22 protein-coding genes and 1 tRNA gene are annotated in these 25,112 nt (G+C 67.1%); 12 read left to right on the forward strand and 11 right to left on the reverse strand.

From position 1 onward, the window contains the following. Position 1: 1 nt before the first annotated feature. From FGL98_RS06155 to FGL98_RS06175, 5 genes are read left to right on the forward strand one after another with little or no spacing between them, the layout of a single operon-like run. Positions 2-1,543 carry a complex I subunit 4 family protein gene (locus FGL98_RS06155; RefSeq protein WP_186526021.1) on the forward strand — a complete coding sequence of 514 codons (1,542 nt, stop codon included), beginning with the start codon at positions 2-4 and terminating at the stop codon, positions 1,541-1,543. Next, positions 1,540-2,988, forward strand: coding sequence for an NADH-quinone oxidoreductase subunit N (locus tag FGL98_RS06160; protein WP_146315857.1), 1,449 nt, complete (start codon positions 1,540-1,542; stop codon positions 2,986-2,988). The genes FGL98_RS06155 and FGL98_RS06160 overlap by 4 nt, the downstream gene beginning before the upstream one ends. 45 nt (positions 2,989-3,033) lie before the next feature. Then, on the forward strand, positions 3,034-3,915 hold the full coding sequence (gene htpX, locus FGL98_RS06165; RefSeq protein ID WP_146315970.1) for a zinc metalloprotease HtpX: 882 nt from the start codon (positions 3,034-3,036) through the stop codon (positions 3,913-3,915). A 43-nt stretch (positions 3,916-3,958) separates the two neighbouring features. Then, entirely contained in the window at positions 3,959-6,697 is a 2,739-nt protein-coding gene (gene pepN / locus FGL98_RS06170) for an aminopeptidase N (RefSeq protein WP_342779949.1), read from the forward strand. Between the two features lies 1 nt (position 6,698). Then, complete coding sequence (locus tag FGL98_RS06175; RefSeq protein ID WP_146315858.1) at positions 6,699-7,499, forward strand: serine hydrolase; 801 nt, start codon at positions 6,699-6,701, stop codon at positions 7,497-7,499. Between the two features lie 100 nt (positions 7,500-7,599). On the opposite strand, the gene FGL98_RS06180 is transcribed toward FGL98_RS06175, so the two are convergent. The 4 genes from FGL98_RS06180 to FGL98_RS06190 all read right to left on the reverse strand — a co-directional run bounded on the left by FGL98_RS06180 (position 7,600) and on the right by FGL98_RS06190 (position 13,443). Beyond that, the gene (locus FGL98_RS06180; RefSeq protein ID WP_186526008.1) at positions 7,600-10,503 is read right to left on the reverse strand and encodes a helix-turn-helix transcriptional regulator; all 2,904 of its coding nucleotides are present in this window, start codon (positions 10,501-10,503) and stop codon (positions 7,600-7,602) included. Between the two features lie 19 nt (positions 10,504-10,522). Further along, positions 10,523-10,705, reverse strand: a complete 183-nt coding sequence (locus FGL98_RS25290; protein ID WP_186526009.1) for a hypothetical protein — start codon at positions 10,703-10,705, stop codon at positions 10,523-10,525. Positions 10,706-10,840: 135 nt separating this feature from the next. After that, positions 10,841-12,058 (reverse strand): amidohydrolase, encoded by a 1,218-nt coding sequence (locus tag FGL98_RS06185; RefSeq protein WP_146315860.1) that lies wholly within the window; start codon positions 12,056-12,058, stop codon positions 10,841-10,843. Continuing rightward, a complete protein-coding gene (locus FGL98_RS06190; protein WP_186526010.1) occupies positions 12,055-13,443 on the reverse strand; it encodes an MFS transporter in 1,389 nt (462 codons plus the stop codon). The genes FGL98_RS06185 and FGL98_RS06190 overlap by 4 nt, the downstream gene beginning before the upstream one ends. Positions 13,444-13,587: 144 nt before the next feature. Here FGL98_RS06190 and FGL98_RS06195 point away from each other — a divergent pair, with 144 nt between their 5' ends. Beyond that, entirely contained in the window at positions 13,588-14,622 is a 1,035-nt protein-coding gene (locus tag FGL98_RS06195; protein WP_186526011.1) for an Lrp/AsnC family transcriptional regulator, read from the forward strand. A 6-nt stretch (positions 14,623-14,628) separates the two neighbouring features. Here FGL98_RS06195 and FGL98_RS06200 read toward each other — a convergent pair whose 3' ends face one another. From FGL98_RS06200 to FGL98_RS06220, 5 genes are read right to left on the reverse strand one after another with little or no spacing between them, the layout of a single operon-like run. Then, positions 14,629-16,134 carry a long-chain-fatty-acid--CoA ligase gene (locus FGL98_RS06200; RefSeq protein WP_146315863.1) on the reverse strand — a complete coding sequence of 502 codons (1,506 nt, stop codon included), beginning with the start codon at positions 16,132-16,134 and terminating at the stop codon, positions 14,629-14,631. Further along, positions 16,131-16,583 carry a MaoC family dehydratase gene (locus FGL98_RS06205; RefSeq protein WP_146315864.1) on the reverse strand — a complete coding sequence of 151 codons (453 nt, stop codon included), beginning with the start codon at positions 16,581-16,583 and terminating at the stop codon, positions 16,131-16,133. The genes FGL98_RS06200 and FGL98_RS06205 overlap by 4 nt, the downstream gene beginning before the upstream one ends. Positions 16,584-16,593: 10 nt before the next feature. Continuing rightward, positions 16,594-17,355 carry a 3-oxoacyl-ACP reductase FabG gene (gene fabG / locus FGL98_RS06210; RefSeq protein ID WP_146315865.1) on the reverse strand — a complete coding sequence of 254 codons (762 nt, stop codon included), beginning with the start codon at positions 17,353-17,355 and terminating at the stop codon, positions 16,594-16,596. A gap of 48 nt (positions 17,356-17,403) precedes the next feature. Next, positions 17,404-18,303 (reverse strand): SDR family oxidoreductase, encoded by a 900-nt coding sequence (locus FGL98_RS06215; protein WP_246136399.1) that lies wholly within the window; start codon positions 18,301-18,303, stop codon positions 17,404-17,406. Then, a complete protein-coding gene (locus FGL98_RS06220; RefSeq protein ID WP_146315866.1) occupies positions 18,287-19,432 on the reverse strand; it encodes an acyl-CoA dehydrogenase family protein in 1,146 nt (381 codons plus the stop codon). Before FGL98_RS06220 ends, FGL98_RS06215 begins: the two co-directional genes overlap by 17 nt. A 51-nt stretch (positions 19,433-19,483) precedes the next feature. On the opposite strand from FGL98_RS06220, the gene FGL98_RS06225 reads away from it, so the two are divergent. The 3 genes from FGL98_RS06225 (at position 19,484) to FGL98_RS06235 (ending at position 22,203) form a co-directional block, all read left to right on the forward strand. Continuing rightward, positions 19,484-20,167, forward strand: a complete 684-nt coding sequence (locus tag FGL98_RS06225; RefSeq protein ID WP_146315867.1) for a TetR/AcrR family transcriptional regulator — start codon at positions 19,484-19,486, stop codon at positions 20,165-20,167. Between the two features lie 320 nt (positions 20,168-20,487). Beyond that, positions 20,488-21,282, forward strand: a complete 795-nt coding sequence (locus FGL98_RS06230) for a DUF222 domain-containing protein (protein WP_186526012.1) — start codon at positions 20,488-20,490, stop codon at positions 21,280-21,282. 333 nt (positions 21,283-21,615) lie between these two features. After that, on the forward strand, positions 21,616-22,203 hold the full coding sequence (locus tag FGL98_RS06235; RefSeq protein WP_186526013.1) for an AAA family ATPase: 588 nt from the start codon (positions 21,616-21,618) through the stop codon (positions 22,201-22,203). A gap of 84 nt (positions 22,204-22,287) precedes the next feature. On the opposite strand, the gene arsM is transcribed toward FGL98_RS06235, so the two are convergent. Continuing rightward, a complete protein-coding gene (gene arsM, locus FGL98_RS06240; RefSeq protein ID WP_146315869.1) occupies positions 22,288-23,097 on the reverse strand; it encodes an arsenite methyltransferase in 810 nt (269 codons plus the stop codon). Between the two features lie 88 nt (positions 23,098-23,185). Between arsM and FGL98_RS06245 the strand changes: the two genes are divergently transcribed. Both FGL98_RS06245 and FGL98_RS06250 read left to right on the forward strand, forming a co-directional pair. Continuing rightward, a complete protein-coding gene (locus FGL98_RS06245; RefSeq protein ID WP_146315870.1) occupies positions 23,186-23,554 on the forward strand; it encodes an ArsR/SmtB family transcription factor in 369 nt (122 codons plus the stop codon). A 61-nt stretch (positions 23,555-23,615) separates the two neighbouring features. Further along, a complete protein-coding gene (locus FGL98_RS06250; RefSeq protein ID WP_146315871.1) occupies positions 23,616-24,320 on the forward strand; it encodes an SDR family NAD(P)-dependent oxidoreductase in 705 nt (234 codons plus the stop codon). 25 nt (positions 24,321-24,345) lie between these two features. Here the strand turns inward: FGL98_RS06250 and FGL98_RS06255 are convergent, their stop codons facing one another. Beyond that, complete coding sequence (locus FGL98_RS06255; RefSeq protein WP_146315872.1) at positions 24,346-24,843, reverse strand: YajQ family cyclic di-GMP-binding protein; 498 nt, start codon at positions 24,841-24,843, stop codon at positions 24,346-24,348. Between the two features lie 140 nt (positions 24,844-24,983). On the opposite strand from FGL98_RS06255, the gene FGL98_RS06260 reads away from it, so the two are divergent. After that, positions 24,984-25,067, forward strand: a tRNA-Tyr gene (locus tag FGL98_RS06260). Positions 25,068-25,112: the final 45 nt, after the last annotated feature.

Below are 25,112 nucleotides of genomic sequence, written 5' to 3' on the forward strand. Positions count from 1 at the left end.
GTTGATTGCACCACTCGTGCCGATCCTGGCCGGCATCGCGCTGATCGCCGGTGATCGTGCGTCTCGCGTGCCCGGCCGGCACACGACCTACGCCATCGCGCTGTGCGCCGCCGTCATCGGGGCGCTGGCGACCGGGTACGCCGTGTTTGCCCGTCCCGTGCTCAACGTCCAGTGGGTGCCCGCAATCGGGATGCGTCTACACCTCTCGGTGGACGGCATCAGCGCCCCGCTGCTCGTGCTGACCGCTGTCCTCGGTTTCCTCGTCGTGCTGCACGGTCGCCATGAGCAGCCGGGCGGTGGGACGCCCGGCACCTACTTCGGCTGTCTGCTGCTGGTGACCGGAGGCGCGCTGGCGACCTTCCTCGCGCAGGACGCGATCTCGTTCTTCCTCGCGTTCGAGCTGGTGCTCGTGCCGATGTGGGTGCTGATCCATCGGTTCGGAGACCCGCACCAGCCGGCCGAGCGTGCCCGAGCCGCAGCAATGTTCATTCTCTACACCGTGCTCGGCTCAACGCTGATGCTGGTGGGCATCCTTGCGCTGGTCTTCGCGAGCGGCACCTCCGACCTGGTCGCGCTCGGCCATGGCACCCACCTGTCCCAGGGCACCCAGACGGCGATCGCCGCGGTCCTGCTGATCGGGCTGGCGATCAAGGTGCCGATGTGGCCGCTGCACTCGTGGCTCCCACGGGCGCACACCGTCGCGCCGACCGCCGGGTCGGTCCTGCTTGCCGCCGTGCTGCTGAAGATGGGCACCTACGGCATCGTCCGCCTGGTCGTCGCACCGCTGCCGCTGGGCATGGCGCGACTGGCGCCGGTGGTCGGCACGCTGGCGGTTGTCGGCATCCTGTGGGGCGGGCTGGTGTGCCTGGTCGAACGCAGCCTCAAGCGACTGATCGCCTGGTCTTCGGTGGCGCACATGGGCTTCGTCATGCTCGGGATTGCCAGCGGCACCGCGCTCGGGCTCCAGGCGGCGCTGTTCGGCAACATCGCCCACGGCGTCATCTCCGCGCTGCTGTTCACCGTGGTCGGCGGGCTCAAGCAACGTTGGGGAGGCGACGATCTGCACGTGGTGCGTGACGCGTTGCGCGATGTCAGTCCACGTCTCGGATTTGCCCTCGTCGTAGGGTTTGCCGCATCCCTTGGGCTGCCCGGCCTCGCCGGCTTCTGGGGTGAGGTGCTGGCAATGTTCTCCGCATGGGGCGCGGCCGACGATCAGCCCGGCGGTTGGTTCAAGGGGCTGGCGGCCGCGGCCGCGGTCGGCACGGTCCTCGCCGCGGGCTACTCCCTGCGCGTGCTTCGACTGGTGTGGGTCGGAGGCGCCGACAAGGCCAACCATGTCCACCCCGCGCACGCCGGCGAACCGCTGCCCGCCGCGAATTCACCTGCGACAACCGTGCAGCGATTCGCCGACGCGCACGGGCCCGAGTGGATCGTCGTCGGCATTCTGGTCGCTGCAGTCGTGGCGATCGGCGTCGACCCGGTGCCCGTGCTGCATACGACGGACGCCGCCGTGGCGCGAATCTTCGCGGGGGTCACTCGATGAGCGTGACCTACAACTGGGCGCTGCTCGCACCGGTCGCGGTTCCGGCGCTCGGCGCCGTGCTGCTGCTGGTGATCGACCTGTGCCTGCCACGCCTCGGCAGGCTGCACTGGATCCTGGCCGCGATCATCCTGCTGGCCGGGGCGGCCTTCGCGGTCCCGCTCGCGCTGCCCGGTGCCGACAGTCCACGGCGCACGCTGTGTCTGCCGAACAAGGACTGCCTCTACCTGGTCGATCACGTAGGTGTGGGGCTGCAGCTGGCGGCCCTGGTGTCGGCGGCCGTCGTGGCCCTGTTGGCGTTCCCCATCAAGGTCCCCGGAGAACGGGCGCCGGTGCTGGGCGCGCTGGTCCTGACGGCCGCCGCGGGAGCCTCCGGAGTCGCGGCGGCCGGCGACCTGGGGTCCTGGCTGGTGATGCTCGAGGTCGCGACCCTGCCCACGGTCGTCCTGGTTGCGCTGCGGGCCCGACGCGCGGCGATCGATGGGGCGCTGTCCCTGCTGACCGTGTCCTTGGTCTCCTTCGCGATCCTCGCGATGGGCGCCGCCATGTGGTTCGCCGCGACGGGTGGCGGGCTGCTCAACGGTGGCGGACTTCTGCAGGCCGCAAAGACACCCGACTCGCACCGCATCCTGGTGCTCGCGATGATGTTCATCATCGCGGGACTTGCGTTCAAGCTGTCGCTGGCACCGTTCCACTCCTGGACCCCCGAGGCCGTAGGCGGCGCGTCGACCCCGATCGGCGCCTATCTGGTGGTGACCTCCAAGGTGGCCGCGCTCGCGGCACTGCTGGTGATGGTGCGCTCGATGAACGTCCTCGGGAACCCGGTGCTCGGGGTCCTGGGTGTGTTGGCGGCGGTGTCGATGACACTGGGCAACGTCATGGCGCTGCGTGAGCAGTCGACGCTGCGCTTCCTCGCCTGGTCGACCGTCGCGCAAGCGGGCTGGGTGGTGCTGCCACTTGCGACCGTCTCCTCCACGTCGTTGCGCTCGGCCGCGGGATACCTGGTGGTCTACTCGCTCGCGACGCTGGTGGCCTTTGCAGTGGTCACGGCCATCGCGCACGCGGACGGCCGCGGCGCGGCAACGCGACTGCGGTCCTTCGGAGGGCTGCTGCGTCGACGGCCGGTGCTGGGCGCGGCACTCGGCCTGGCCCTCCTGGTGCTCGCTGGCCTGCCCCCGGGCGTGGTCGGCCTCGTCGCGAAGGTGCTGGCCCTGTCGCCGGTCGCCGGAAACCGGCTCTGGGTGCTCGCAGTCGTCGCGGCCCTCAACGCCATGCTGGGCGTGGCGGTCTACCTGCGCTGGCTGCGGATCATTCTTGGTGAACGCCAGGAGCCGGTCGCGCGGGGGCGGATCCACCCGGTGCACACCGGTCTGGTGCTGGCCGGACTCGCGGGCCTCGTGGTGACCAGCTTCGCCCCGCAGCTGCTGCTCAGCATCGTGGGCGGATGACCCTTACCTCCGGAACAACACGTGATCGGTACGCGTTCCTCGGGTATGCACAGGCACTTCAACGGGCTCAAGACGACGGCGCTGTTTGCCGGCATCTGGGTCATCCTCCTGGCGATCGGCGCCCTGGTGGCCGGTGGACGGTTCATCTGGATCTTCGCGCTGATCGGCGTCGGTACGACCGCCTACGGCTACTGGAACAGCGACAAGCTCGCGATCCGCGCCATGAAGGCCTACCCCGTCAGTGAGGCGCAGGCGCCGGCGATGTACCGCATTGTGCGGGAGTTGTCGACGAAGGCCGGCAAGCCGATGCCGGGGCTGTTCATCTCGCCGACCCAGGCACCGAACGCGTTCGCGACGGGGCGCAGCCCCTCGCACGCGGCCGTCTGCTGCACCGAGGGCATCCTCGGCCTCATCGACGAGCGTGAGCTGCGAGCCGTCCTCGGCCATGAGCTGATGCACGTCTACAACCGCGACATCCTGACCTCCTCGGTCGCCGCGGCGCTGGCCGGCATCATCACCTCGGTCGGGCAGATGCTGATGTTCACCGGAATGTTCGGTGGTTTTGGCGGTGGCAACGAGGATGACCGGCCGAACCCGATCGCCATGCTGGCGATGGCGTTTCTCGCGCCGCTGGCGGCCAGCATGATCCAGATGGCGATCAGCCGGACCCGTGAGTTCGACGCGGACGAGGACGGGTCGAAGCTCACCGGCGACCCGCTGGCGCTTGCGTCCGCGCTGCGCAAGCTCGAGGCCGGGGTGGCCAAGGCGCCGCTTGCGCCGGAGCCGAAGGTGGTCAATGCCAGTCACATGATGATCGCCAACCCGTTCCGGGCGCAGGACGTGTCACGGATGTTCTCCACCCACCCTCCGACGGCCGAGCGGATCGCCCGGCTGGAGGATATGGTCAAGCACCCCGGCAAGCGCTGATCGGAGCGGTGCTGCGAGCGGCAAGCTCGGCCGCGCTGCGGCGGTGCTGCTTCCGGGACACCTGCTCGAGTACCTGCGTGAGGAGCGCTACGCCGACGGCGGGCGCTACGTGCTGACCACACCGAACTGCCGGTGGCACATCCTGAGGCTCATGGTTCTGATCGCCGCTACCGGCCACTTCCGGTGGCTCTGGCTGTGTTTCGCCCCCCAAGATCACCTACCTTGCGTGGTGGCGAGCGCCGGTCGCTTCGACGGCAAGCTGACCTGGCAAAGTGTGCTCATGGCCATTTTGCAGCGAAGTGAGGCGCAGCAGCGCTCGTCACTGATCGACGTCACCGCATACGACATCGCGCTGGATCTCGATCGGGGACCGGACACCTTCGAGTCCGTCAGCACCATCACCTTCACCAGTCGGACGCCGGGCGGCTCAACCTTCTTGGACGTGAAGGCGAGTGCAGTCGAGTCGATCACGATGAACGGCAGCAGCATCGATCCCGCTCGGGTCTCCGATGAGCGCCTCACACTTGCGGATCTGGCCGCTGACAACACCGTCGTCGTGCGCGCCACCATGAGCTACGGCCGCGACGGGCAGGGACTGCACCGCAGCGTCGACAACGCCGACGGCAAGGCCTACATCTATGGGATGTCGTTCCTGGACGCCGGCCCGCAGATCTTCGCGTGCTTCGACCAACCCGATCTGAAGGCACCCTATGACGTGCGCGTGCGCGCCCCGAAGGGCTGGATGGTGGCGGGCAATGGTGCCGCGACGCAGACAGCACCGGGGGAGTGGACACTGGCCACGACGAAGCCGATGGCGACCTACTACATGACGGTCTGCGCTGGGCCGTATGCAACCGTGGCCGATGAGCACGACGGCATCCCGCTGCGGATCCATGCGCGGGCATCTCTCGGGCGGCAGCTGATCGAGCAGGCCGAGGACCTCTTCCGCGTGACGAAGCAGGGATTCGACTACTACCACGGCCTGTTCGGGATCCGGTATCCCTGGGGTGAGTACCACCAGTTCTTCGTGCCGGAGTTCAACGCCGGAGCGATGGAGAATCCAGGCTGTGTGACGTTGCGCGACCAGTACATCTTCCGGGGGCGGGCGAGCCAGCAGGAGCTGCTGACGCGTGCCAACACCGTCACCCATGAGATGGCGCACATGTGGTTCGGCGACCTGGTCACCATGAAGTGGTGGGACGACCTGTGGCTCAACGAGTCCTTCGCGGAGTACATGGCGCACCGCACCTGTGTGGAGGCGACGGAATACACGGGGGCCTGGGTCGACATGGGCATCGTGCGCAAGAACTGGGGGTATGCGGCGGACCGGGCCCCATCCACCCACCCGGTCGCCGGATCGCCTGCGCCGGACTCGGATTCCGCCCTGGCGAACTTTGACGGGATATCCTACGCAAAGGGTGCCTCCGCACTGCGTCAGCTGGTCGCCTACGTCGGGGACGAGGCATTCCTGGCAGGAGTGCGAGACCATCTCGAGACACATGCCTACGGCAATGCGACGTTTGCCCAGTTCCTTGCGTCGATGGAGAAGTCCAGTGGCCGCCCGCTCGACACGTGGGCACACGCCTGGCTCGGCACGCCCGGAGCGGACAGGCTGGCCCTCGACATCGGCAGCGTGGAGGACAACATCGTGTCCGCGGTGCTGACTCGACGCACCCCCGAGCCGTACCCCGCGGAGCGACCGCACGTGCTCGAGGTAGCGGGGTTCACCGATGGTGCACCGGTGTGGCGCGAACGGATCGAGCTATCCGCGAGTGAGCAGCGGATCGACTCGCTGGTCGGGCAGACGTTGCCGAAGGTCGTGGTTCCGAATGTCTCGGACCTCACCTGGGCGACCGTCGTCTTCGACGATGGCACGCTCGACCAGCTGCCGGACCAGCTCCCGGGGATCAGGGACGACGATGCTCGCCAGGTCATCTGGTCCGGGCTGCTCGGTGGCATGGCACACGGCACCGTCGACCCCCGCACGGTGCTGGACGTCTTTGTCGCCGCATGGCCGACCGAGGACCACCAGTCCATCATCGCGACCGTTGCCGACATGGTGCGCAGCTCACTACCCGGCTTGTTTCTGCCGCCAGAGGAGTCGGATGATGCGGTTGCCGCGCTCGGTGGCGCCGCACAACGCATGCTCGATCGCCTGGATCCCGCGACGACCTCGGTGATTCCGGCGGCCCGTCTGCTCGTGTCGACCAGCACGGACGAGGCCCGGCTGGGCCGGTGGATGGCCGGCGAGGACCTGCCGACGGTCCTCGAGGGTGACCAGGACTTCCGGTGGGCGGCGACGCGGCGACTTGCGTCGCTCGACCTCATCGGAGACGCGCAGATCGACGCGCAGCTGGAGCAGGACAACACCATGTCCGGTGTGCTCGCCGCCTTGTCGGCAAAGGCCTACCGCCCGGTGCCATCGGCGAAGGCATGGGCGTGGAGCCAGCTGACCACGGACACGACACTGTCTGCCTATCAGGCGCTCGCGATCGCCAGCACGTTCTTCCGCAGCACCGATCTCGAGGTTGTCCGTCCCTACCAGGAGCGGTACTTCACGCAGATCCCACCGCTTGCGGACCACCTTGGTGAGTTCGCGGTCGCGAGGATTGCCACGGCATGTTTCCCCCTGACTCTCGTGGAGACCTCGACCGTGCAGGCCGCGAATCAGGCCGTCGCCCACGAGACCATGACGGCGGGCGTACGCCGATCGATGACCGACCAGCTGTCGGTTCTGCAAGAGGCGCTGCGCTCGCGTCGGCTCTTCCCGAAGGTCGCCTGAGATGGCCGTTCAGTGGAGCGTGTTCGTCGCGCCGGTGGGAGCGGCCGGGAGCCCGTGGATCTCCGAGTCGCCAGCGGACGTCCTGCGCACAGCGTCGATCGGCAAGATGCTGCTGCTGGGGCACGTCGCCGACTGCATCACCCGCGGCAGCCTTCGCGCAGATCAGCCGATTACGCGGCTGGAAGAAGACTTCATCCGCGACTCGGGTCTGTGGCATGTGCTCGATCAGGACACACTCGACCTGGCCGACGCGTGCCGGCTGATCGGTGCAGTGAGCGACAACCTTGCTACCAACGCGGTCCTGCGGACGGTGGGCCTGAACCGGGTGAAGGAGTATGCCGATCGGCTCGGCGCGGCGCCGATGGAGCTGCTCGACAAGGTGCGGACCCATCGCGACACCGCCACGGCTCCAGGCGCTGCGGAGACGCTTTCGCTGGCGAGTGCGCAGTCGCTGTGGCGGATGCAGGTTGCCATCCATGAGCGGCGCGTCGACCCGATGGTGGCCCAGTGGCTGTCACTGGGCACCGACCTGTCGATGGTTGCCTCGGCATTCGACCTGGATCCGCTGGCACACAACGAGATCGGCCTGACCGAGCCGCTGCCGTGGTCACTGGTCAACAAGACCGGCACCGACGACGGTGTACGTGGCGACACCGGCCTCGTGACACGCGACGGTGTGACGGTGGCGTATGCCGCTGTGGCCAACTGGACACCGGGCGCGCGTGAAGACCCGGACCGCGCGACGGTGATGACGCGAATGCGTGCCATCGGCAACGACATCCGAACACGACTGAACAGTTGAAACGCCTCACCCCGATACTCGATCAGCGGTTGGAGGCGGGTCTTCTCGACGGACCGTTGGTCGAGTAGGTGAGCCGTATCGAGGTCTGGTGACGGGTGCGCTACAGAAGACCCCGCTGTGCAGCGATCGCGGCTGCCTCGGTGCGAGTGGACGCCCCGAGCTTGCCGAGAATGTTGGAGACATGCACGCTTGCGGTCTTCGTGCTGATATAGAGTTTGGCGGCAATCTGCCCATTGGTGCGGCCCTCGACCAGGAGAGCGAGGACGTCGCGCTCGCGCGGCGTGAGTTGTGTCGTGTCACCGGACCCGTTGCCGCGAGGATGACTGGTGAGGGCGGCAACCAGGCCGCGCGCGCCGAGGGAGCGTGCCTCGGCCAGCGCCGCGGCGGCAACCTCACGTGCCCGCGAACGATGTCCGGAAGCGGCAAGCAACTCGGCAAGCCGCGCACGAGTCCGGGCTGCGTCATACCGCAGACCCAGAGTGTCGAAGATCTGCACGGCCTCCTGCGTGCAGTTCAGGGCCTCGGTGGGAGGAGATGCTGTGCCGTGCCACTCGAAACGTGCGTGCTCGGCCCGCGCCCTGCACAACCACGCCTGAGACTCGAGACCGAGCGATCGTGAGGATGACCGCAGCGCGATGACGCGCTCGACGTCGCCCATCAGGTCGGCGACCCGTGCGGTGTAGTCAGCGGGCCGTGCTTGCCGCGCGAGGACTGCGGTGGCGAGGAAGCCGATGATCTCCGCACTCAAGCGGATCTGTGCGTCAAAGGCGTTGAGCTGGAGCGAGGCCTGAAGCGCCGACACCAACTCGTCATACGACCGAAGCATCGCGGAGAGGTCTCCGCGTTCACCATGCACGAGTATGCAGATCGAGCCGGTGTGAACCGCGATGAACATGTCGCGCGTCCACATCGGTTGCAACGCCTGTGCCTCGGTGAGGGCGACCGCAGAACCGCCCCGGTGATGCAGCAGTGTCGCTCGGCAGGACCTCACCAGAGCGGACAAGAGCTCTGAGATGCGCAGTGGGCCGACCTCGAGCAGCCGGTCGGCCTGGTCCCATTCACCGGTGAGAATCGAGTAGTAGGCCGACAGGATGCGAGCGTCGAACGCGAATGGACCAGTCGGGAAGTGCTGAGCCACAGCACGGTCGACCGCCTCCGCCATGACACGTGCTGCCTCACCAGGCTTGTCCGCTCGCGCGAGCACAGTCGCCAGCTGATGGAGTGCGCGCACTTCGGCCGCGACGTCGCCGGTGGCTCGGGCCTGCTCGACCACCTCAGACAGGCTCGCGCGGGATGCGTCCGCGTCACCGGCAAAGTCATCGAGGAGGGCCAGCGTCGTGGTCGCGTTGGCAACCACGCGCGGCAGCTCCAGCTCGCGGGCCAGCCGCAGGGCTTCGGTCGCGGCGAGTGCTGACTGGTCGAGCGCTCTCTCGGACAGGAGCGCGCGTGCCCGGACGGCATGGAGAAACGCGAGTGTCATGTCGGGAGAGTGCTTCTCGAGGTCGCGGATTGATCTGTCAACAGCAGAGAGTGACAGATCGCGCACGTCCGCGATCAGCTCCGCTTCGAGGATCCGCGCCGCGAGCTTGGCCCGCTCAAAGATGTCATCCGATGACTCGGAATATGCCGCACGCAGCACCTCAGCAGCGCGGTGCGGGTCGCCCGCGGTCATGAGCGCGCTGCCGGCGCGGAGCGCAAGCGTCACGGGTGAGATCGCTGCATCGGTGGTAGGAGCCTCGGCCAGCAGGGCCAGCGCATTCTCGTAGTGCTGCGCCGCATCGGCCGGACCGGACGATGCCATCGCCTCGTCGCCCGCGGCGATGGAGGCACGGAGTGCCAGGTCACTCATCCCGGCCGCGCGCGCATGACCGGCCAGCGCCGCTGCTGCACCTGTGTGCGAGCTCTGCTGCCATGCCTCGGCATACCGACGATGTAGCCGGACGCGTTCGCCCGGGAGGAGGTCGTCTGCCACGGCCTCCGCGAGCAGTGCATGGCGGAACGCGTAGCCGCCCGAGGACGTGGTGTGGAAGATGTGGTGCTCGATAATGGACCGGAGCGCCTGGTCGAGCTCGGTGTCACTGAGGTCGACGACTCTGCGCAAGAGGTCATGCGAGATGAACTGTCCAGCGGCCGATGCGGCACGGACGACGGTGCGCGCATTCTCGTCGAGCGAATCGATGCGCAGGAGCAGCAGATCGGCCAGCTCGTCGGGTATGCCGGTCTGGTCCAGGCCGGCGACCGCGAGGAGCTCCTCGGCGAAGAAGGGGTTCCCGCCGGAGCGGGCGATGATGCGGTCGATGTGCAGCGATCCGAGGTCGGGCGCGAGGGTCTGCAGCAGATTGGTGACCTCGGTGTCGGTGAGGGGGCCCAGCGCAATACGGTGCACGGCCGGTAGCCGGGTCCACTCGGCCAGGTTGCGCCGCAGGGGATGCTTGCGGAAGAGGTCGTCGCTTCGGTAGGACGCGATCAGCGAGACCGGGCCGCGAAATCCGATCGTGAAGAGGTAGGTCAGTAGCTCACGGGTCGATCGATCGGCCCAGTGGGCATCCTCGATGACGACCAGCAGGCGCTCAGAGTCGGCGATGTGCTCCAGGTAGGAGTGGACCGATGCGAAGAAGGCGGACGGGTCCTGCATCGTGGCCGTGTCATCGACGGGGCCGGAGCGTGGCCCGGACGGAAGCAGCGGTGCGAGCAGCGGCCACGTTGCGCGGACGTTGTCGGCCTCGGCGCTGCCTTCCTGCACGAGTCGCCGGAGGATCTCGGATACGGGGAGGTAGGGTGCGCTGCTCTCCCCAAGGTCGAGGCAGTGGCCGAGGGCCACCACCCGTCCGGCAGCATTGGCGCGCAGCATGACCTCCGCCAGGAGGCGTGTCTTGCCGACTCCGGCGTCGCCTCCTACAAGTGTGATGGACGGCGAGTCTCCGCTCACCGCGCGAGTGATGAGCGCTTCCAGCACTTCGGCGCGCCCGATGAACGGGTGCGAGGGCGATGGCAGGGCGGGCACCCCGCCATCATCCCCCGGATCAGTGGGCCGTTGCACACCGAATACTGGGTTCCTCGCGCGACTCGTGGTGCGTGATCTGCCGGACGCGCGCACCGAGGGAGCGGGTGGCCCGGCTCCATCCGGCGGCGGCCATGTCCTCGGCGACCCGTTCGCGCCGGTAGTCAACCTGGGCTTGCACGTACTGCGTGGTCAGCGGGTTCATGGTGACTCCTCAATGACAATTGTGGTGATGTCATTCAGACTCGTCGCCTGAGGTAGTCGCAGACATCGGGCAGATGCCGCATCTTTGCTCGCATCCACCGTCTTAGGCTCGTTACGGTCTTAGCCGGGTCCCCGATCAGATGCGGGTGCTGGAGGAGCGGCCGACCGGAGCGAGTGATCGGACCGTCGCGCCATCGACCAACCGTTCGCGTTGGGCCGGGTCCACCGCCGCACGGGCAGCCGTCATCGCCAGGCCGAAGGCGCCGTCTAGTATCGCGTCGTCGGCTGACTGGGAGGTGCCGTAGGTCGCGAAGGCCGCCGTGTGCGGCCGCGCGTCGGCGACGTCGTAGCCGAGCAGCGGGTGGATGGTGGGCACCAGGTGCGAGACGTTGCCCATGTCCGTGGAGGCGACCGCGGCATCCGACAGCTCGACCGTGCGGCCACGAGCGATCATGGCATCCCGGTAGAACGTGGCCAGGGTCGCGTCCTGGCGAAGGTCGGCGAAGTCGTTGCCGACCGACGTGATGTCCATGGTGCAACCGGTGGCGATCGCACCCGCCTGCAGACAGGCGCGGACCCGCGCCTGGATGACCTGCAGGGCGTCCACGGAGGGCGAGCGCATCTCGATCGATGCTCTGGCCAGTTCTGGGATCACGTTGACCGCGCTACCACCTTCGGTTGTGATGGTGGAGACCACGGACTGCGGTGGGAGCTGTTGTCGGGCAAGCCCGATGGCCGTTTGGGCGATCACCAGGGCATCCAGGGCGTTGACACCACGCTCGGGTGCCGCAGCGGCATGCGATGCCGTCCCCGTGAAGGTGACATTCCACATGCACAGGGCCAAGGAGCGGCCGCCGACGGTGTCGTGGTGCGATGCGTGCGCCATCATGGCCAGAGCCGCGTCGTCGAAGTGCCCACTGTTGATCAGCGTGACCTTGCCCCCAAAGGTCTCCTCCGCAGGAGTGCCGAGCACCTTGACGCTGAGGTCCAGCTCGTCCGTGAGCGAGCCCAGTGACAGTGCCGCGCCGATGGCTGCAGCGGCGTTCACATTGTGTCCGCAGGCATGCCCGATGCCCGGCAGCGCGTCGTACTCGACACAGACCGTCACGACCATCGGCGACCGGCCCATTCGATAGCAGAACGAGGTCGGCAGATCCGTCGGCGTCTCCTCTCGTTCGAAGCCTGCATCACCCAGAAGGCGAGAGATGCGCTGCGCCGCTCGAACCTCCTCGCCACCCAGCTCCGGGTCGGCATGCAGGGCGTGGCTCAGCCCGACCAGTAGCGGCCGATGCTCCTCGAGGTGGGCGCCAACCCGCTCCAGCACGTCGCAGGGCACGCCGACAATGCCCGTCACGCGCTCACCTCGGCGGTCGAGGCGAGGACGGGTCGGGTATAACGCGTGGCGATCAGCGCGGCAACCAGGGCGGCCGCAGCGAGCGTCGTCCAGATCGCGACGAAGCCGTGCGACGTGATGTCCCCGCCCGAGAGGAACGCGGAGGAGAGCAGCTTGACGACGGCAGCACCCACGGCGATCCCAACCGAGAGCGCGAGTTCGTTGATGCCTGCTGCGGTCGCGGTGAGCGCGGGCTCCACCCCTTCCACGGCAAGGGCGCGAGTAGAGGCCTGGTAGATCCCGAGGCCGATGCCGAAGAGTGCGAGTCCCACGCAATATCCAGGCAAGGACTGGTGCAGCAGCGCCATGGCGGCGAAGGCGAGGCACAGCATCAGCCCCGCGCCGACCAGGGTGATGCGCTCGCCGACCTGTCGCAGCAGCCGGGTGGTCAGCATGGACGCCAGGAAGGACGTCAGAGACACGATGAGAAACAGTGAGGCGATCTGTAACGAGCTGAGGCCGAACCCGTAGCCGGCCTTGTTCGAGTCCGAGTAGAGGAAGATCGCATTGGAGCTGATGTAGCTGATTGACGCGAACCCGAAGAAGAACGTCGCGCCGGAGATCACGCGCACCTGTCGGATCTGGAACATCGCGAGATTGACGAAGGTGCGGCGCTGGGTCGAGTCCCATCGGATCCACACCGCGAGCAGCGCGAGCCCCAGTAGGCCCGAGCCGATGGTGCGCACGTCGGTCCATCCCCAGTCGGGCCCCATCGAGATGGCAGTGACGAATCCGATCAGACCCAGTGAGCAGGCCAGCAGCGGGACGATCGCCAGTCGCTCGTGGGTGGGGGTGTCGACGTCGGGCATCAGAACAACCAGGACGAGCGCTGCCACGGCGAACGGCACAGCAACCCAGAATCCCTTGGTGGGCGTGTTCATCCCGACGACGCCGGCGAGGAGGCCTCCCGTCCCGACCGTGACCATCAGCATGGCGATCATCGAGCTGACGCCGATGCGCATGTGGCTGGGGCTGGCCGTCCGCAGGATTCCCATCATCAGCGGGATGAAGCCGACGACGCTGGTGAGCAGGACGACGCCGATCATGATGGTCCACAGCGTGGGGAACATGGCCATGAGGAATACGCCGACGGCGACCACCAGGATGCTTCCTCGAAGGACCGGGCGATAGCCGAAGGAGTCGCCCATTCTGGAGATGATCGGGGTCAGCACCGCGAAGCCGACCTGGGACAGCAGGAAGATGCCGTTGATCGTCGAGTCGTTGATCTTCAGGACCGGTCCCAACGCCGGCAGAATCGGGTTGATGTACCCCTGGGTGATGCCGCTGAGCGCCTCGATCAGGGCCATCGCCACGATGACCGTGCCGATGCTGCGGGTGGTTGGCATTCGTACGGCGCTAGGCGTGTCCGTCACCATCGCGATCCTCACTCTCGTTCGGTCCGGCCGGTGCCGGTCGGATGCCTGCCCACGGTAGAGTGACGGCCGTCACAAACAAGAAAATCGTTTGAAACGGTGATGAAGAGAGTATTAATGGAAGAATCGTCCATTTTATCCGAGCTGGATCTGGCAATCATCAATGCACTGCAGATCCGGCCGCGCGGCGAGTGGGCCCGCATCGGGTCCGCCCTCGGCGTCACCGGGGCGACCGCGGCGCGGCACTGGGCACGACTGCGAAGCGAGCGCCTCGCCTGGATAGCCACCGTGCCCGGCCCTCAGTTCGCCGACAACGGCCATGCTGCGCACGTGTTCCTCTCGGCTGCACCCCGCGCCCACGAGACCCTGGCCGAGCGACTGTGCGCGGAACCGGCTGCGGCCACCGTCGCGCTGGTGACTGGTGGCCACGACTTCCGTATCGACTGCTTCTCCGGCACCCATGAAGATCTGAGTCGGACCATCTCTGAACGGTTTGCGTCCCTTCCGGGCGTGACCCGCACCGAGACGGCCTTTGTAACTCGAGTCCACCGGCAGAGCTCGTTGTGGCGCAGCGGCGTGCTCGACAAGCAGCAGTCCGCCTCCGTGGCGGCCGCATCGCAGACGGCGCTCCCACGGCGCACGACGGTCGACGAGATCGACTCAGCTCTCCTCGATGTTCTGGCGGGCGATGGGCGTCTCAGCTGGGCGGAGCTTGCCGCAGCGTGCGATGTCTCGCCGCAGACGGCTCGCCGGCGCGTCGAGCAGCATCTAGCCTCCGGGTATCTAGTGCTGCGCTGCGAGTTCGCAGGCTCCGCAGGCCAGCCGACTCGGGAGGCAAGCCTGATCCTCAGCGTTCCTGCGCGACATCTGGAGGAGGCCGGCCGCTATGTGGCGAGCCTGCCGAACTGTCGCATCAGTGTGCAGACCCTCAGCGTTCACAACCTTGTCGCGACCTTCTGGGTGCACGACCTCAGTGAGATTCACGCCTACGAAAGGGAGATCGAGGCACGTGCTCCGGGCACAGCGGTCCTGTCCCGGAGCGTGACCTTGCGCACCTACAAGCGAGTCGGGCACATCCTGGATCGCGAGGGACGTAGCGCCGGGCGGGTCCCGCTGTCGATGTGGGAGCCGCCACCTGTCGAGACCGGATAGTGCCGCTCAAGTGAACTGTTGGCGCAGCACTCGCTTCAACACCTTGTGCGACGGGCCAAGCGGCAGATCGTGCACAATCTCGACCCGTCGAGGGTACTTGTGCTTGCCCAGACGCTCACGCGACCACGCGATCAGCTCGTCGGCATCCACCTCGGAGCCCTCCCGGGGCACCACCACCGCGAGGATCTCCTCGCCGCGCTCGGCATCGGGTATGCCGATCACCGAGACCTGGGCGACCGCGTCGTGTCGACTCAGCGTCTCCTCGACCTCGCGGGGATAGACATTGAAGCCTCCGCGGATGATCAGATCCTTGGTGCGGTCGACGATCGAGATGAACCCGTCCGAGTCCTTGATCCCGATGTCGCCGGTGCGGAACCAGCCGTCCTGCAACACTTTGGCGGTGGCTTCTGGGTTGTCGAGGTACCCGGCGAAGATGTGATGCCCGCGCAGGACCACCTCGCCTCGCTCGCCGGTGGGCAGCAGTTCGATCCGGTCGGGCGTCTCGGGATCGGCGATCTCCGCCTCCGTTCCCCACACCGGGTGCCCGACAGTGCCGGCACGAGTGCCGAACGCCGGCTGGTTCGTCGTGGCGGTCGGGGACGTCTCGGAAAGGCCGTAACCCTCATAGATCTTGGCATTGAATTGGTGCTCGAATCCTTCGAGCACCGCGACCGGCAGCGATGCACCGCCGGAACACGTCCAGCGCAGCTGGGGCAGCTCCTCGGTGGCCGACTCGGCCGCATGCAGCAGCTGCACGAACATCGTCGGGACGCCGAAGAACAGGGTGATCCGCTCCCGGCGCATCAGGTCGATGGCGGCCGCTGCGTCGAAACGCGGCTGCAGCACGAGCGTTCCGCCGATCCGGAAGACACCATTGAGCGCAACCGACTGCCCAAAGATATGGAAGAGCGGCAGCGACCCCAGGGTGATGTCGTCGTGGCGGACGTCCTGGCAGTCGAAGGCGTTCACGGTCGCGTTCAGCACCAGGTTGAGGTGCGTCAGGACGGCGCCCTTGGGTCTTCCGGTGGTGCCGCTGGTGTAGAAGATCACCGCAGGGTCCTCGGGTGCCCTGCTCGTATAGGTCTGCACGGGCTCGTGGTCGTCCGCGAATCCAACGATCGAGGCGTCCTCGACACCCGCTGAGTTCGCAGCACCGCGTGCGGCATCGGTCAGGGCGGGATGATGCAGCAGCAGGGTGGCTCCTGAGTTCTCCAGCAGGTAGGCCGCCTCCTGAGGCTGGAGCAGCGTCGGCACCGGAATGACGACCGCGCCCAGCGCCTGCACGCCGTAGTAGGCGAGCACGAACTCGATCACATTCGGTGCCATGATCGCCACGCGGTCGCCCGCACCCACTCCACGAGCCTGCAACCCGCCGGCATACCGGCGCGCGAGATCCCACGTCTGCGCGTAGGTCAGTCGCCGATCACCTTCAATGACAGCCGTCTTGGTCGGGTATCGGCGGGCAGGCTCGGCCAGGACGGACGCGAGCGACAGCGTGGCGGTGAGCGTCACGGCACAACCACGGTCACTGTCTCGGCGACGCACGCCGGTCGGTCGCTGCCGTCGAGCTCGACAGTGACCTTGAAGACGCACTGCACGCCCTTGGGCCCGGGCGTCACCTCGGTGACCTCGACCCCGGCTCGCACCCGCGAGCCGACCAGCACCGGGGTGGGGAAGCGAACCTTGTTGGAGCCGTAGTTGATGCCCATGCTGACGCCTTCGACCTTGTAGACCTCCCACGCCAGCATCGGGATCATCGAGAGCGTCAGGTAGCCGTGCACAATGGTGCCGCCGAACGGGCCGGACTTGGCCTTCTCCGGGTCGACGTGGATCCACTGGTGGTCGCCGGTGGCATCGGCGAATGTGTTGACCTGATCCTGCGTGATCTGGTGCCACTCGCTGTAGCCGAGGTGCTCGCCGACGGCCGACTGCAGATCTTCAACGCCGTTGAATGTCCTCATGGAAGGCTCCTCAGTCCTTTGGTCCACCGGCGACGTAGAGCACCTGGCCGCTGACGAATCCGGCTTCCTCACTGCAGAAGAACGATGCGGCGGCGGCGATGTCCTCCGGCTCGCCTGCACGGGCCACCGGGATCTGGGTGGCCGCAGCCTTCTTGAACTCCTCGAACTCCATACCGACGCGCTCCGCGGTCGCCTTCGTCATGTCGGTGGCGATGAACCCGGGAGCAATGGAGTTGGCGGTCACACCGAACTTGCCGAGCTCGATGGCCAGCGTCTTGGTGAAACCCTGCAGGCCGGCCTTCGCCGCGGAGTAGTTGACCTGGCCGCGGTTGCCCTGTGCGGAGGTGCTCGACAGGTTGACGATCCGGCCGTACTTCTCCTTCGTCATGTACTTCTGAGCCGCACGGGTCATCAGGAAGCTGCCGCGGAGGTGGACATTCATCACCGTGTCCCAGTCATCGGCGGACATCTTGAAGATGAGGTTGTCGCGCAGGACGCCGGCGTTGTTGACGAGCACCGTCGGCGCACCCAGCTCGGAGGCCACGCGGTCGACGGCAGCGCCCACTGCGTCCTCGTTGCTGACGTCACAACCCACGGCGAGCGCCTTGCCGCCGGCCTCGGTGATCTGGTCGACGACCGCCTGGCAGGCCTTCTCGTCGAGATCGAGCACGGCAACCGCCATGCCGTCGGTGGCCAGACGCTTGGCCACGGCTGCGCCGATACCTCGTGCGGATCCAGTCACGATGGCGGTGCGGGAGATCTGGTCGGACACGTTGACTCCTTAGGAAGGTTGGTTGTCACTCAATGTAGTTGGGGTCTCTCACCGGTCGGTGAGAGGGCGGGCAGCGTCGAGCTTCGCCTGAAGGCTCTGCATTCCGCTCAGCCACTTGTCCGTGTGCGTGGCGCGGTAGCGGTAGTAGTCGGCGACCTGCGGGTGTGGCAGGACGAGAAAGGTCTCCCGCTCGACGGCATCGACCAAGGCCTGCGCGACATCCGAGGGTTGCAGGGCGCCATCGGCGGAGATGATGGCTGCTGCTGCCTCATCGATGCCGGCCAGCATGTCTGTCTGCACGCCCTGCGGACACACGGCATGCACCTTGATGCCGTGCGCGCCGTAGGTCGCGGCGAGCCATTCGGCGTAGGCCACCGCGCCGTGCTTGGTCACGGCATACGTGGGGCTGCCGAGCACCGTGAGCAGGCCGGCCGCCGACGCCGTCACGATGAAGCGTCCGCTGCCCCGCTCGAGCCATCGCGGGATCAGCAGGCGGGCGGCGCGAGCATGCGCCAGGACGTTGACCTGCCAGGACAGGTCCCACGACGCTTCGTCTGCGTGGAGTCCTTGGCCGGCGTCCACTCCGGCGTTGCCGATCCATACATCGATGTCGCCGAGGTGCTCTGTCGCACGATCGACCAGCTGCCGGATGCCCTCGGATGTGGAGCAGTCTCCCTGCACTGCAATGGCATTCGTACGTTCTGCAACCGACCGCAGCCCTTCTGGCTTCAGGTCCGCGAGGACCAGCCGAGCGCCCTCCGCCGCCAGGCGGTCGGCATACGCCGCGCCGATGCCCTGGGCCGCTCCCGTAATCACGACCCCTGCGCCGTCCCAGGTGCTGTCAGAGTCCGTGCCCCTTCTCGGCAGTTCCTCGTGCTCCGCTGCGGCCGCGTGCTCGCGAGCTTGCCCGCAACCTGCGCTGCGCCCTTCGTCACAGTCCGAGGTCACGACCGATCAGCTCCTTCATGATCTCGTTCGACCCCGCCCAGATCTTCGTCACCCGAGCATCGCGCCAGGCTCGCGCGACGCGGTACTCGTTCATGAACCCGTAGCCGCCGTAGAGCTGCACGCAGTCGTCGAGCACGTCGTTCTGCACCTCGGCGGAGAACCACTTCGCCTTCGCCGCGTCGATCGGCGTGAGCGTGCCCTCGGCGTGGGCCTCGATGCAGTCGTCGACGTAGGCCTCGGCGACCTCGATGCGGGTGACCATCTCGGCGAGCTTGAACTTGTTGTGCTGGAAGGAGCCGATGGACTGACCGAAGGCCTTGCGCTCCTTCACGTACTCCAGCGTCTCCAGCAGGATCGCCTTCGCGTGGGCCACGTTGGAGACCGCCGCACCGACCCGCTCCTGGGGGAGTCGCTGCATCATCGAGATGAATCCCATGCCCTCCTCACCCAGCCGGTTGGTGTCGGGCACGCGGACGTTGTCGAAGAACAGCTCGGCGGTGTCGGACTCCTCCTGGCCCACCTTGTCGAGCTTCCGGCCGCGGCTGAAGCCCGCCATACCGTCCTCGATCATGAAGAGGGTGATGCCCTTTGCACCCTTGCTCGGGTCGGTGCGGGTCGCCACGATGACCAGGTCCGCCTGGAACCCGTTGGTGATGAACGTTTTCGAGCCGTTGATAATCCAGTCGTCACCATCTCGGACGCCTGTCGTCTTGAGGGCAGCGAGGTCGGAGCCGCCGGACGGCTCAGTCATCGCGATGGCGCAGATCTTTTCACCCGTCGCCATGCCGGGCAGCCAGCGCTGCTTCTGCTCGTCGGTGCCGAGATCGATGATGTAGGGCGGGCAGACGTCGGAGTGGATGCCGAAGCAGGAGGACGTCGCCGCGTTGAAGGCGGACATCTCCTCGGCCAGCACGGCGTTGAAACGGTAGTCGGGGGAGCCGGCGCCGCCGAACTCCTCCGGGATCTCCAGTCCGAGCAGCCCCTTGGATCCGGCCTCGAGCCAGATCTCTCGTTCGATCGCCTTCGCCTTGAGCATCTGCTCGGCGTGCGGCTGCAACGTGCGCTGCACGAACTCACGCGCGGTCGAGCGGAGGGCCTCATGGTCCTCGGTGTAGATGTTGCGGGGCATGGAGGAGCCTTTCGACGTCGGACTGACTAAGCGCTTGCTTAGCGTCGCATCATGCGGCATGCTCGTCAATACCTGGCGGCGGGGACGTCCGCGGCCGTGCCCGACGTAGGAGTGGTGCTGGTGACCGAGCGCACTGAGAAGGGCGAGCTGGACTCTGCCCGTGCCCGGTTGCTCGAGGCTGCCCGGGATGCCTTTGCGGACAAGGGATTTTTCGGCACGACGACGCGTGACATCTCCGCCGCGGCGGGCATGAGTCCGGCAGCGGTCTATGTGCATCACCGGTCCAAGGAGGCGATGCTCTATGAGATCTCGCTGACCGGCCATCGTGACATCCTCCAGCGCATCCGAGCGGTACCGACGAAGGACCCGGCCCTGGCCCTGCGCGAGATGGTGCGGCAGTTCGTGCTCTCCCATGCCGAAGGGCACACGACGGCGCGAGTGGTCAACTATGAGCTGGGCGCGCTGTCCGCAGAGCACCGGGCCGAGATAGACGGACTGCGTCATGAGATCCAGGCGTCCTTCCGTGACTTGATTGCCGCCGGCGCGCGTGCCGGTGTCTTCGGGTGCGACGACATCGGGATGACGGCCAACGCGATCATGGGGATGGGCATCGACGTCGCCCGCTGGTATCACGATCCTTCGGCAGGCTCAGGACGGCGCGGCGGATCGTGGTCTCCCGGGCAGGTGGCCGAGCACCACGCACGGATGGCACTCCATATGGTCTCCGCGCACTGACCCGCAACGCTGGACGAGTAGCTCGCCTCCCGCCGACCCGCAGCCGGTCGAGTAGCTCGCGAGCCGACGCCCCGTCCCGCTGGTCGAGTAGCTCGCGAGGCGCCACCCCGTCCCGCTGGTCGAGTAGCTCGCGAGGCGCCACCCCGTCCCGCTGGTCGAGTAGCTCGCGAGGCGCCAGCCGAGCGGCGTATCGAGGCCCGGCAACCACCGACCTCAACCCGGCACGGATGGTCGAATCACCCTGCCCCACACCGCAACACCACCGATAAGCGATGCCCTTAAGCTGTTGACCTCAAACATTTGTTCGACATGTGATGGGTATGGAGTTCAGGGACGACGACCAGCAGCCACGGCGGGGAGACGCATTCACCCCACCGGACTCCGGCAGCCCCCGGCAATGGCTCACTGACCGCGCCCCGCACCTCGAACCGGGACAGGCCTCCCGGATCGTGACCGCGGCAGACGCGATCAACCAGCCCCGGAACGCCCCGGTGCGGGCCGCGCTGGATGCCGGCGAGATCAGCACCCGGGCCCTGATCGTCGCGCTCCGCGAGGTCGACAAGGCCCACCCGGTACTACCCGGCGCGTCCCGCCTGCAGGTGCTGGGCTACTACCTCGCGGTCGCCCACGACGGGACCAGCGCCGACCTGAAAGCCGTCACCGAACGAATCGTCGCGGTCTTCGCCGACGAGAAGGCACCCGTCGACGAAGTCAAAGCCCGCACCATGGAGTCACTGCGCTGGCACGACCTCCCCGGCGGAATGACCCGCATCGAGGGCGAGCTCTCCCCCGGCAACGCCGCGATCTTCGCCTCCGCCATCGAGACCCTGGCCTCACCCCGACACACCAACCACACCGACACCCACACCAGCACCGACACCGGTGACGTCACCAACCACGACGACGTGGAAGATCCCGCTCCGGCGGATCTGGGGTCCCCGGGCAAGCGCCGCGCGGACGCGGTGGGTGGGGGTACCCCCGCACGAAGCGAAGCGAGGCGGGGGAAGACCGGCCCGCACCCTGGTGCGAGGCCCACCACGCGATCCCTGGTGGGTCGGTGGCCACAGCGACCTAATCCAATGGGACGTTGTTGTGCTCACGACATCACCACCTAGTCCACGCCAACGGATACCTACCGATGGGGGTACCGCCCGCACGGAGCGAAGCGAGGCGGGGGAGATCAGCGCAACCCAAGTGACCTGGGACCTGACCACCGACCGAATGCCGACCCAGCCACTGCACCCGGACGACCCCCTGACCCACGGCCCCGGCGCACCACCAGACCACGCCCAAACCGCCTAACCCCCAGCACACGGCAGTCACACCAAGCTCGTGGTGTGACTGCCCCTGCGCGTCACCAGGCTTCGACCCTCCCCGCGCTACGCGCTCGTCTATTGACCGTCATCCTGAACGACGACGTTGGGGCTGGGTAACGGGGATTCACGAGCATGCCGTTCGGACGCCCCTGGCACCGTCGATCCTGCACCGACACTCCGGGGCGCGCCGAGGCCGTCGCTCGCATCGACTGGTGCATCAGCCAGTACGCCTTCGGCGTGATCACCGGCGAGGGCGGCGTCGCTAAGACCGTCGCCATCCGCGCGGCGACCGCCGCCCTGGACGCCTCCCGGCACGTGACCATCTACCTACGCAACCCATCGGTCGGCGTGCGCGGCATGCTGCACCACATCGTGGCCACCCTCGGGCACGTGACCAGCTGCTACACCGCGGCGCTGGCACCTCAGGCAGCCGAGGCCCTCGCCGCACTCGACCAGCGCATCGCGGTGCGCTACGCGATCGCCGGGATGCGCCCTACCGAGACCGGTGACTACATCACCCACCACCTGGGGCTCGCCGGACGGACCGACACCCTGTTCAGAGCGGACGCGATCACCCTGATCGACAACGCCTCCCACGGCTACCCGAGAGCGGTCAACAGCCTCGCCGTCAACGCCCTGACCGCCGCGTTCGCCAAGAACAGCACCATCGTCGACGAGAAGGCCGCGCGCGTTGCCATCACCGAGACCGGAGCCGACTAACCAGCCCAACCGTCACCACGCCGAGCACCCCGTCACCGCGCCGATCAAGGCCCCGCCCGCAACCCGCGGGCGGCGGAAACCGCGTCAGGTGCGAAGGGGCTTGGTGGCGCGGATGATTGCGGCGTGCATGCCGGGGGCGGCCTCGTGGGTGAACTCGACATTGGTGTCGACGAAGCCGGCCTCGGCAAGCCCGGTCAGGTACTCGGACCGCGACAGCGCGCCGGCGATGCAGCCGACATAGGAGCCACGCTCGCTGCGTTGTGCCGGCGTGACATCGTCCGCCGCGACCACGTCGGAGATCCCGATCCTCCCGCCAGAGACCAGGACTCGGAACATCTCAGCCAGCACGGCCGGCTTGTCGGTCGACAGGTTGATCACGCAGTTGGAGATGACCACGTCCACGGACCCATTCGGCAACGGCACGTCCTCGATGGTCCCCTTGAGGAACTCCACATTGGTTGCTCCGGACTTCGAGGCGTTGGCACGTGCCAGGTCGAGCATCTCATCGGTCATGTCGACGCCGTAGGCGAATCCGGACTCACCGACGCGTCGAGCCGAGAGCAGCACATCGATCCCGCCACCGGAACCGAGATCGAGCACTCGTTCTCCGGGGTGCAGGTCGGCGACCGCGGTCGGGTTGCCACAGCCAAGGCTTGCCGCCAGCGCCTCGGCAGGCAGCTCGTCCTGGTGGTCGACGCCATACAGGCCGGCACCGAACGCATTTTCCACCTCGACGTCAGCGGCGCCGCTGCAGCAGGAACTGGTGCCGCACTGGTCGATGATGTCCAGCTGGGTGTTGCCGGCGCCTTCCTGGACAGCCATTGCGGCCTGCGCATAGCGAACCCGGACCTGCTCGCGCAGAGCCGACCCGCTCACTTCTGTTGGGTCCGACATCCCCTGCTCCTTGCATATCGAAGGATATCAATGTATTGACCATCGCCGATTGATCGATGACTGTCAATGGGTGTGGCAGGATTGAGGCATGTCCACCGAGTTGTCGCTGCTTATGGATGCTGCGCTGGATGCGTGCTGCTCACCGGTCACGGGTGGCGTCCTTGACGCCGAGGCAGCCGAGCGGCTGGCCCACATCTTCAAGGCGCTCGGGGACCCCACGCGAGTCCGGTTGCTGTCCCTGATTGCAGCGCAGTCCGGAGGGGAGGCCTGCATCTGCGACCTCACGGAGCCGGTAGGGCTGTCCCAGCCGACCGTGTCCCACCATATGAAGCTGCTCGCGGACGCCGGACTGGTCGTTCGCGAACAACGTGGCCGGTGGGCGTTCTATCGCGTCGCCGACGACACGCTGGCGGCGCTCAGTCAGGCCCTCGTGCCGCCGGCTCCAGTCGCTCGATGACCTGCGACCTTGCCAGGTGGTCCACAACGCCGACCACGCACCTCCCAAGACAGGGACGCAGATGACCGCAAGCACGCCACACCGGGCCGTCCTGCTCATCGGCGCATCTCGGGGTCTCGGTCTCGCGATCACCGAGGAATATCTCAGGCGCGGGGCGAGCGTCGTTGCGACTGTGCGGGGGCCGGTCCACACCCCACTGCACGACCTGCGGGCCGGCTACGCCGACCGGCTCGAGATCGAAACGGTCGACATCACCGAGGTAGATCGGGTGGCGGGCCTGCGGGACCGATTGGCCGGACGCAAGTTCGACCTGCTGTTCGTCAATGCCGGTGTCACCAATGACGAGCAGGAGACTCCGGCCGATGTCAGCACCGATGAGTTCACCCGCCTCATGGTCACCAACGCGCTCAGCCCCATGCGTGTCATCGAGAGACTTGGCGACCTGGTGCCGCCGACCGGCACGATTGCGATCATGTCATCAGGTCAGGGGAGCGTGACCAACAACGAGCGCGGCGGCTTCGAGATCTACCGTGCCAGCAAGGCCGCGCTCAACCAGCTGATGCGCGGCTATGCCGCTCGGCATCGCGATGACTCGCGCACGCTGCTGCTGATGGCGCCGGGCTGGGTGCAGACAAGGCTCGGCGGGCCGCGCGCGAGGCTCACGATCGACGAGAGCACTCCCAAGCTCGTTCGGACCGTCGATGCCCAACATGGCACTGGCGGCCTTCAGTTCCTCGACTATCTCGGTCGCACCATCGCCTGGTGAACGGGCGAAAGTGCAATGACCGCACTCAGCGGTAGTTGGTGAACTGCAGCGCGAGGTCGAGGTCGGTCTCACGCAGCATCTGCTGCACCTGCTGCAGATCGTCGCGGGACTTGGAGGTCACGCGCAGCTCATCGCCCTCGATGCGCGCCTTGACCGACTTGGGCCCCTCGTCGCGGATGATCTTGGAGATCTTCTTGGCGTTCTCCTGGCTGATGCCGTCCTTGAGGCTGGCCTCCAGGCGGTACTCCTTGCCGGAGAGCTTGGGCTCGCCGTCACCCGCCAGGTCGAGGACCTTCAGCGACACCTTCCGCTTGACCAGCTTGGTCTGGAACACGTCGAGGACGGCGAGCGTGCGCTCCGGCGTGCTCGCCTTCATCAGAATGTTCTCGCCGGACCACTCGATCGAGGCCCCGACGCCACGGAAGTCGTACCGCGTGGAGATCTCCTTGGCCGCCTGGCCGAGGGCATTGCTGACCTCCTGCTTGTCGACCTTGCTGACGACGTCGAATGACGAATCGGCCATGGCATGCACTCCTTTTCCTGCTGTGGCGAAGACCTTCCTCGAGCGAGTATGCCGGACGACCGGGCGGTCTCTCGAGCGGCGTCAGACCGACGCGATTGGAGCGACCGGCCGCATCTTGTTATTCTTCTCGCGCACACCATGCCAGGTTGCCCGAGCGGCCAATGGGAACGGACTGTAAATCCGTCGCGAAAGCTTCGAAGGTTCGAATCCTTCACCTGGCACCACGTGCGAAGAGCGGGCCCGACGCCGTTGGTGGCGGGCCCGCTCTT

The organism is Leekyejoonella antrihumi (assembly GCF_007845645.1).
Classification (GTDB): Bacteria; Actinomycetota; Actinomycetes; order Actinomycetales; family Dermatophilaceae; genus Leekyejoonella; species Leekyejoonella antrihumi.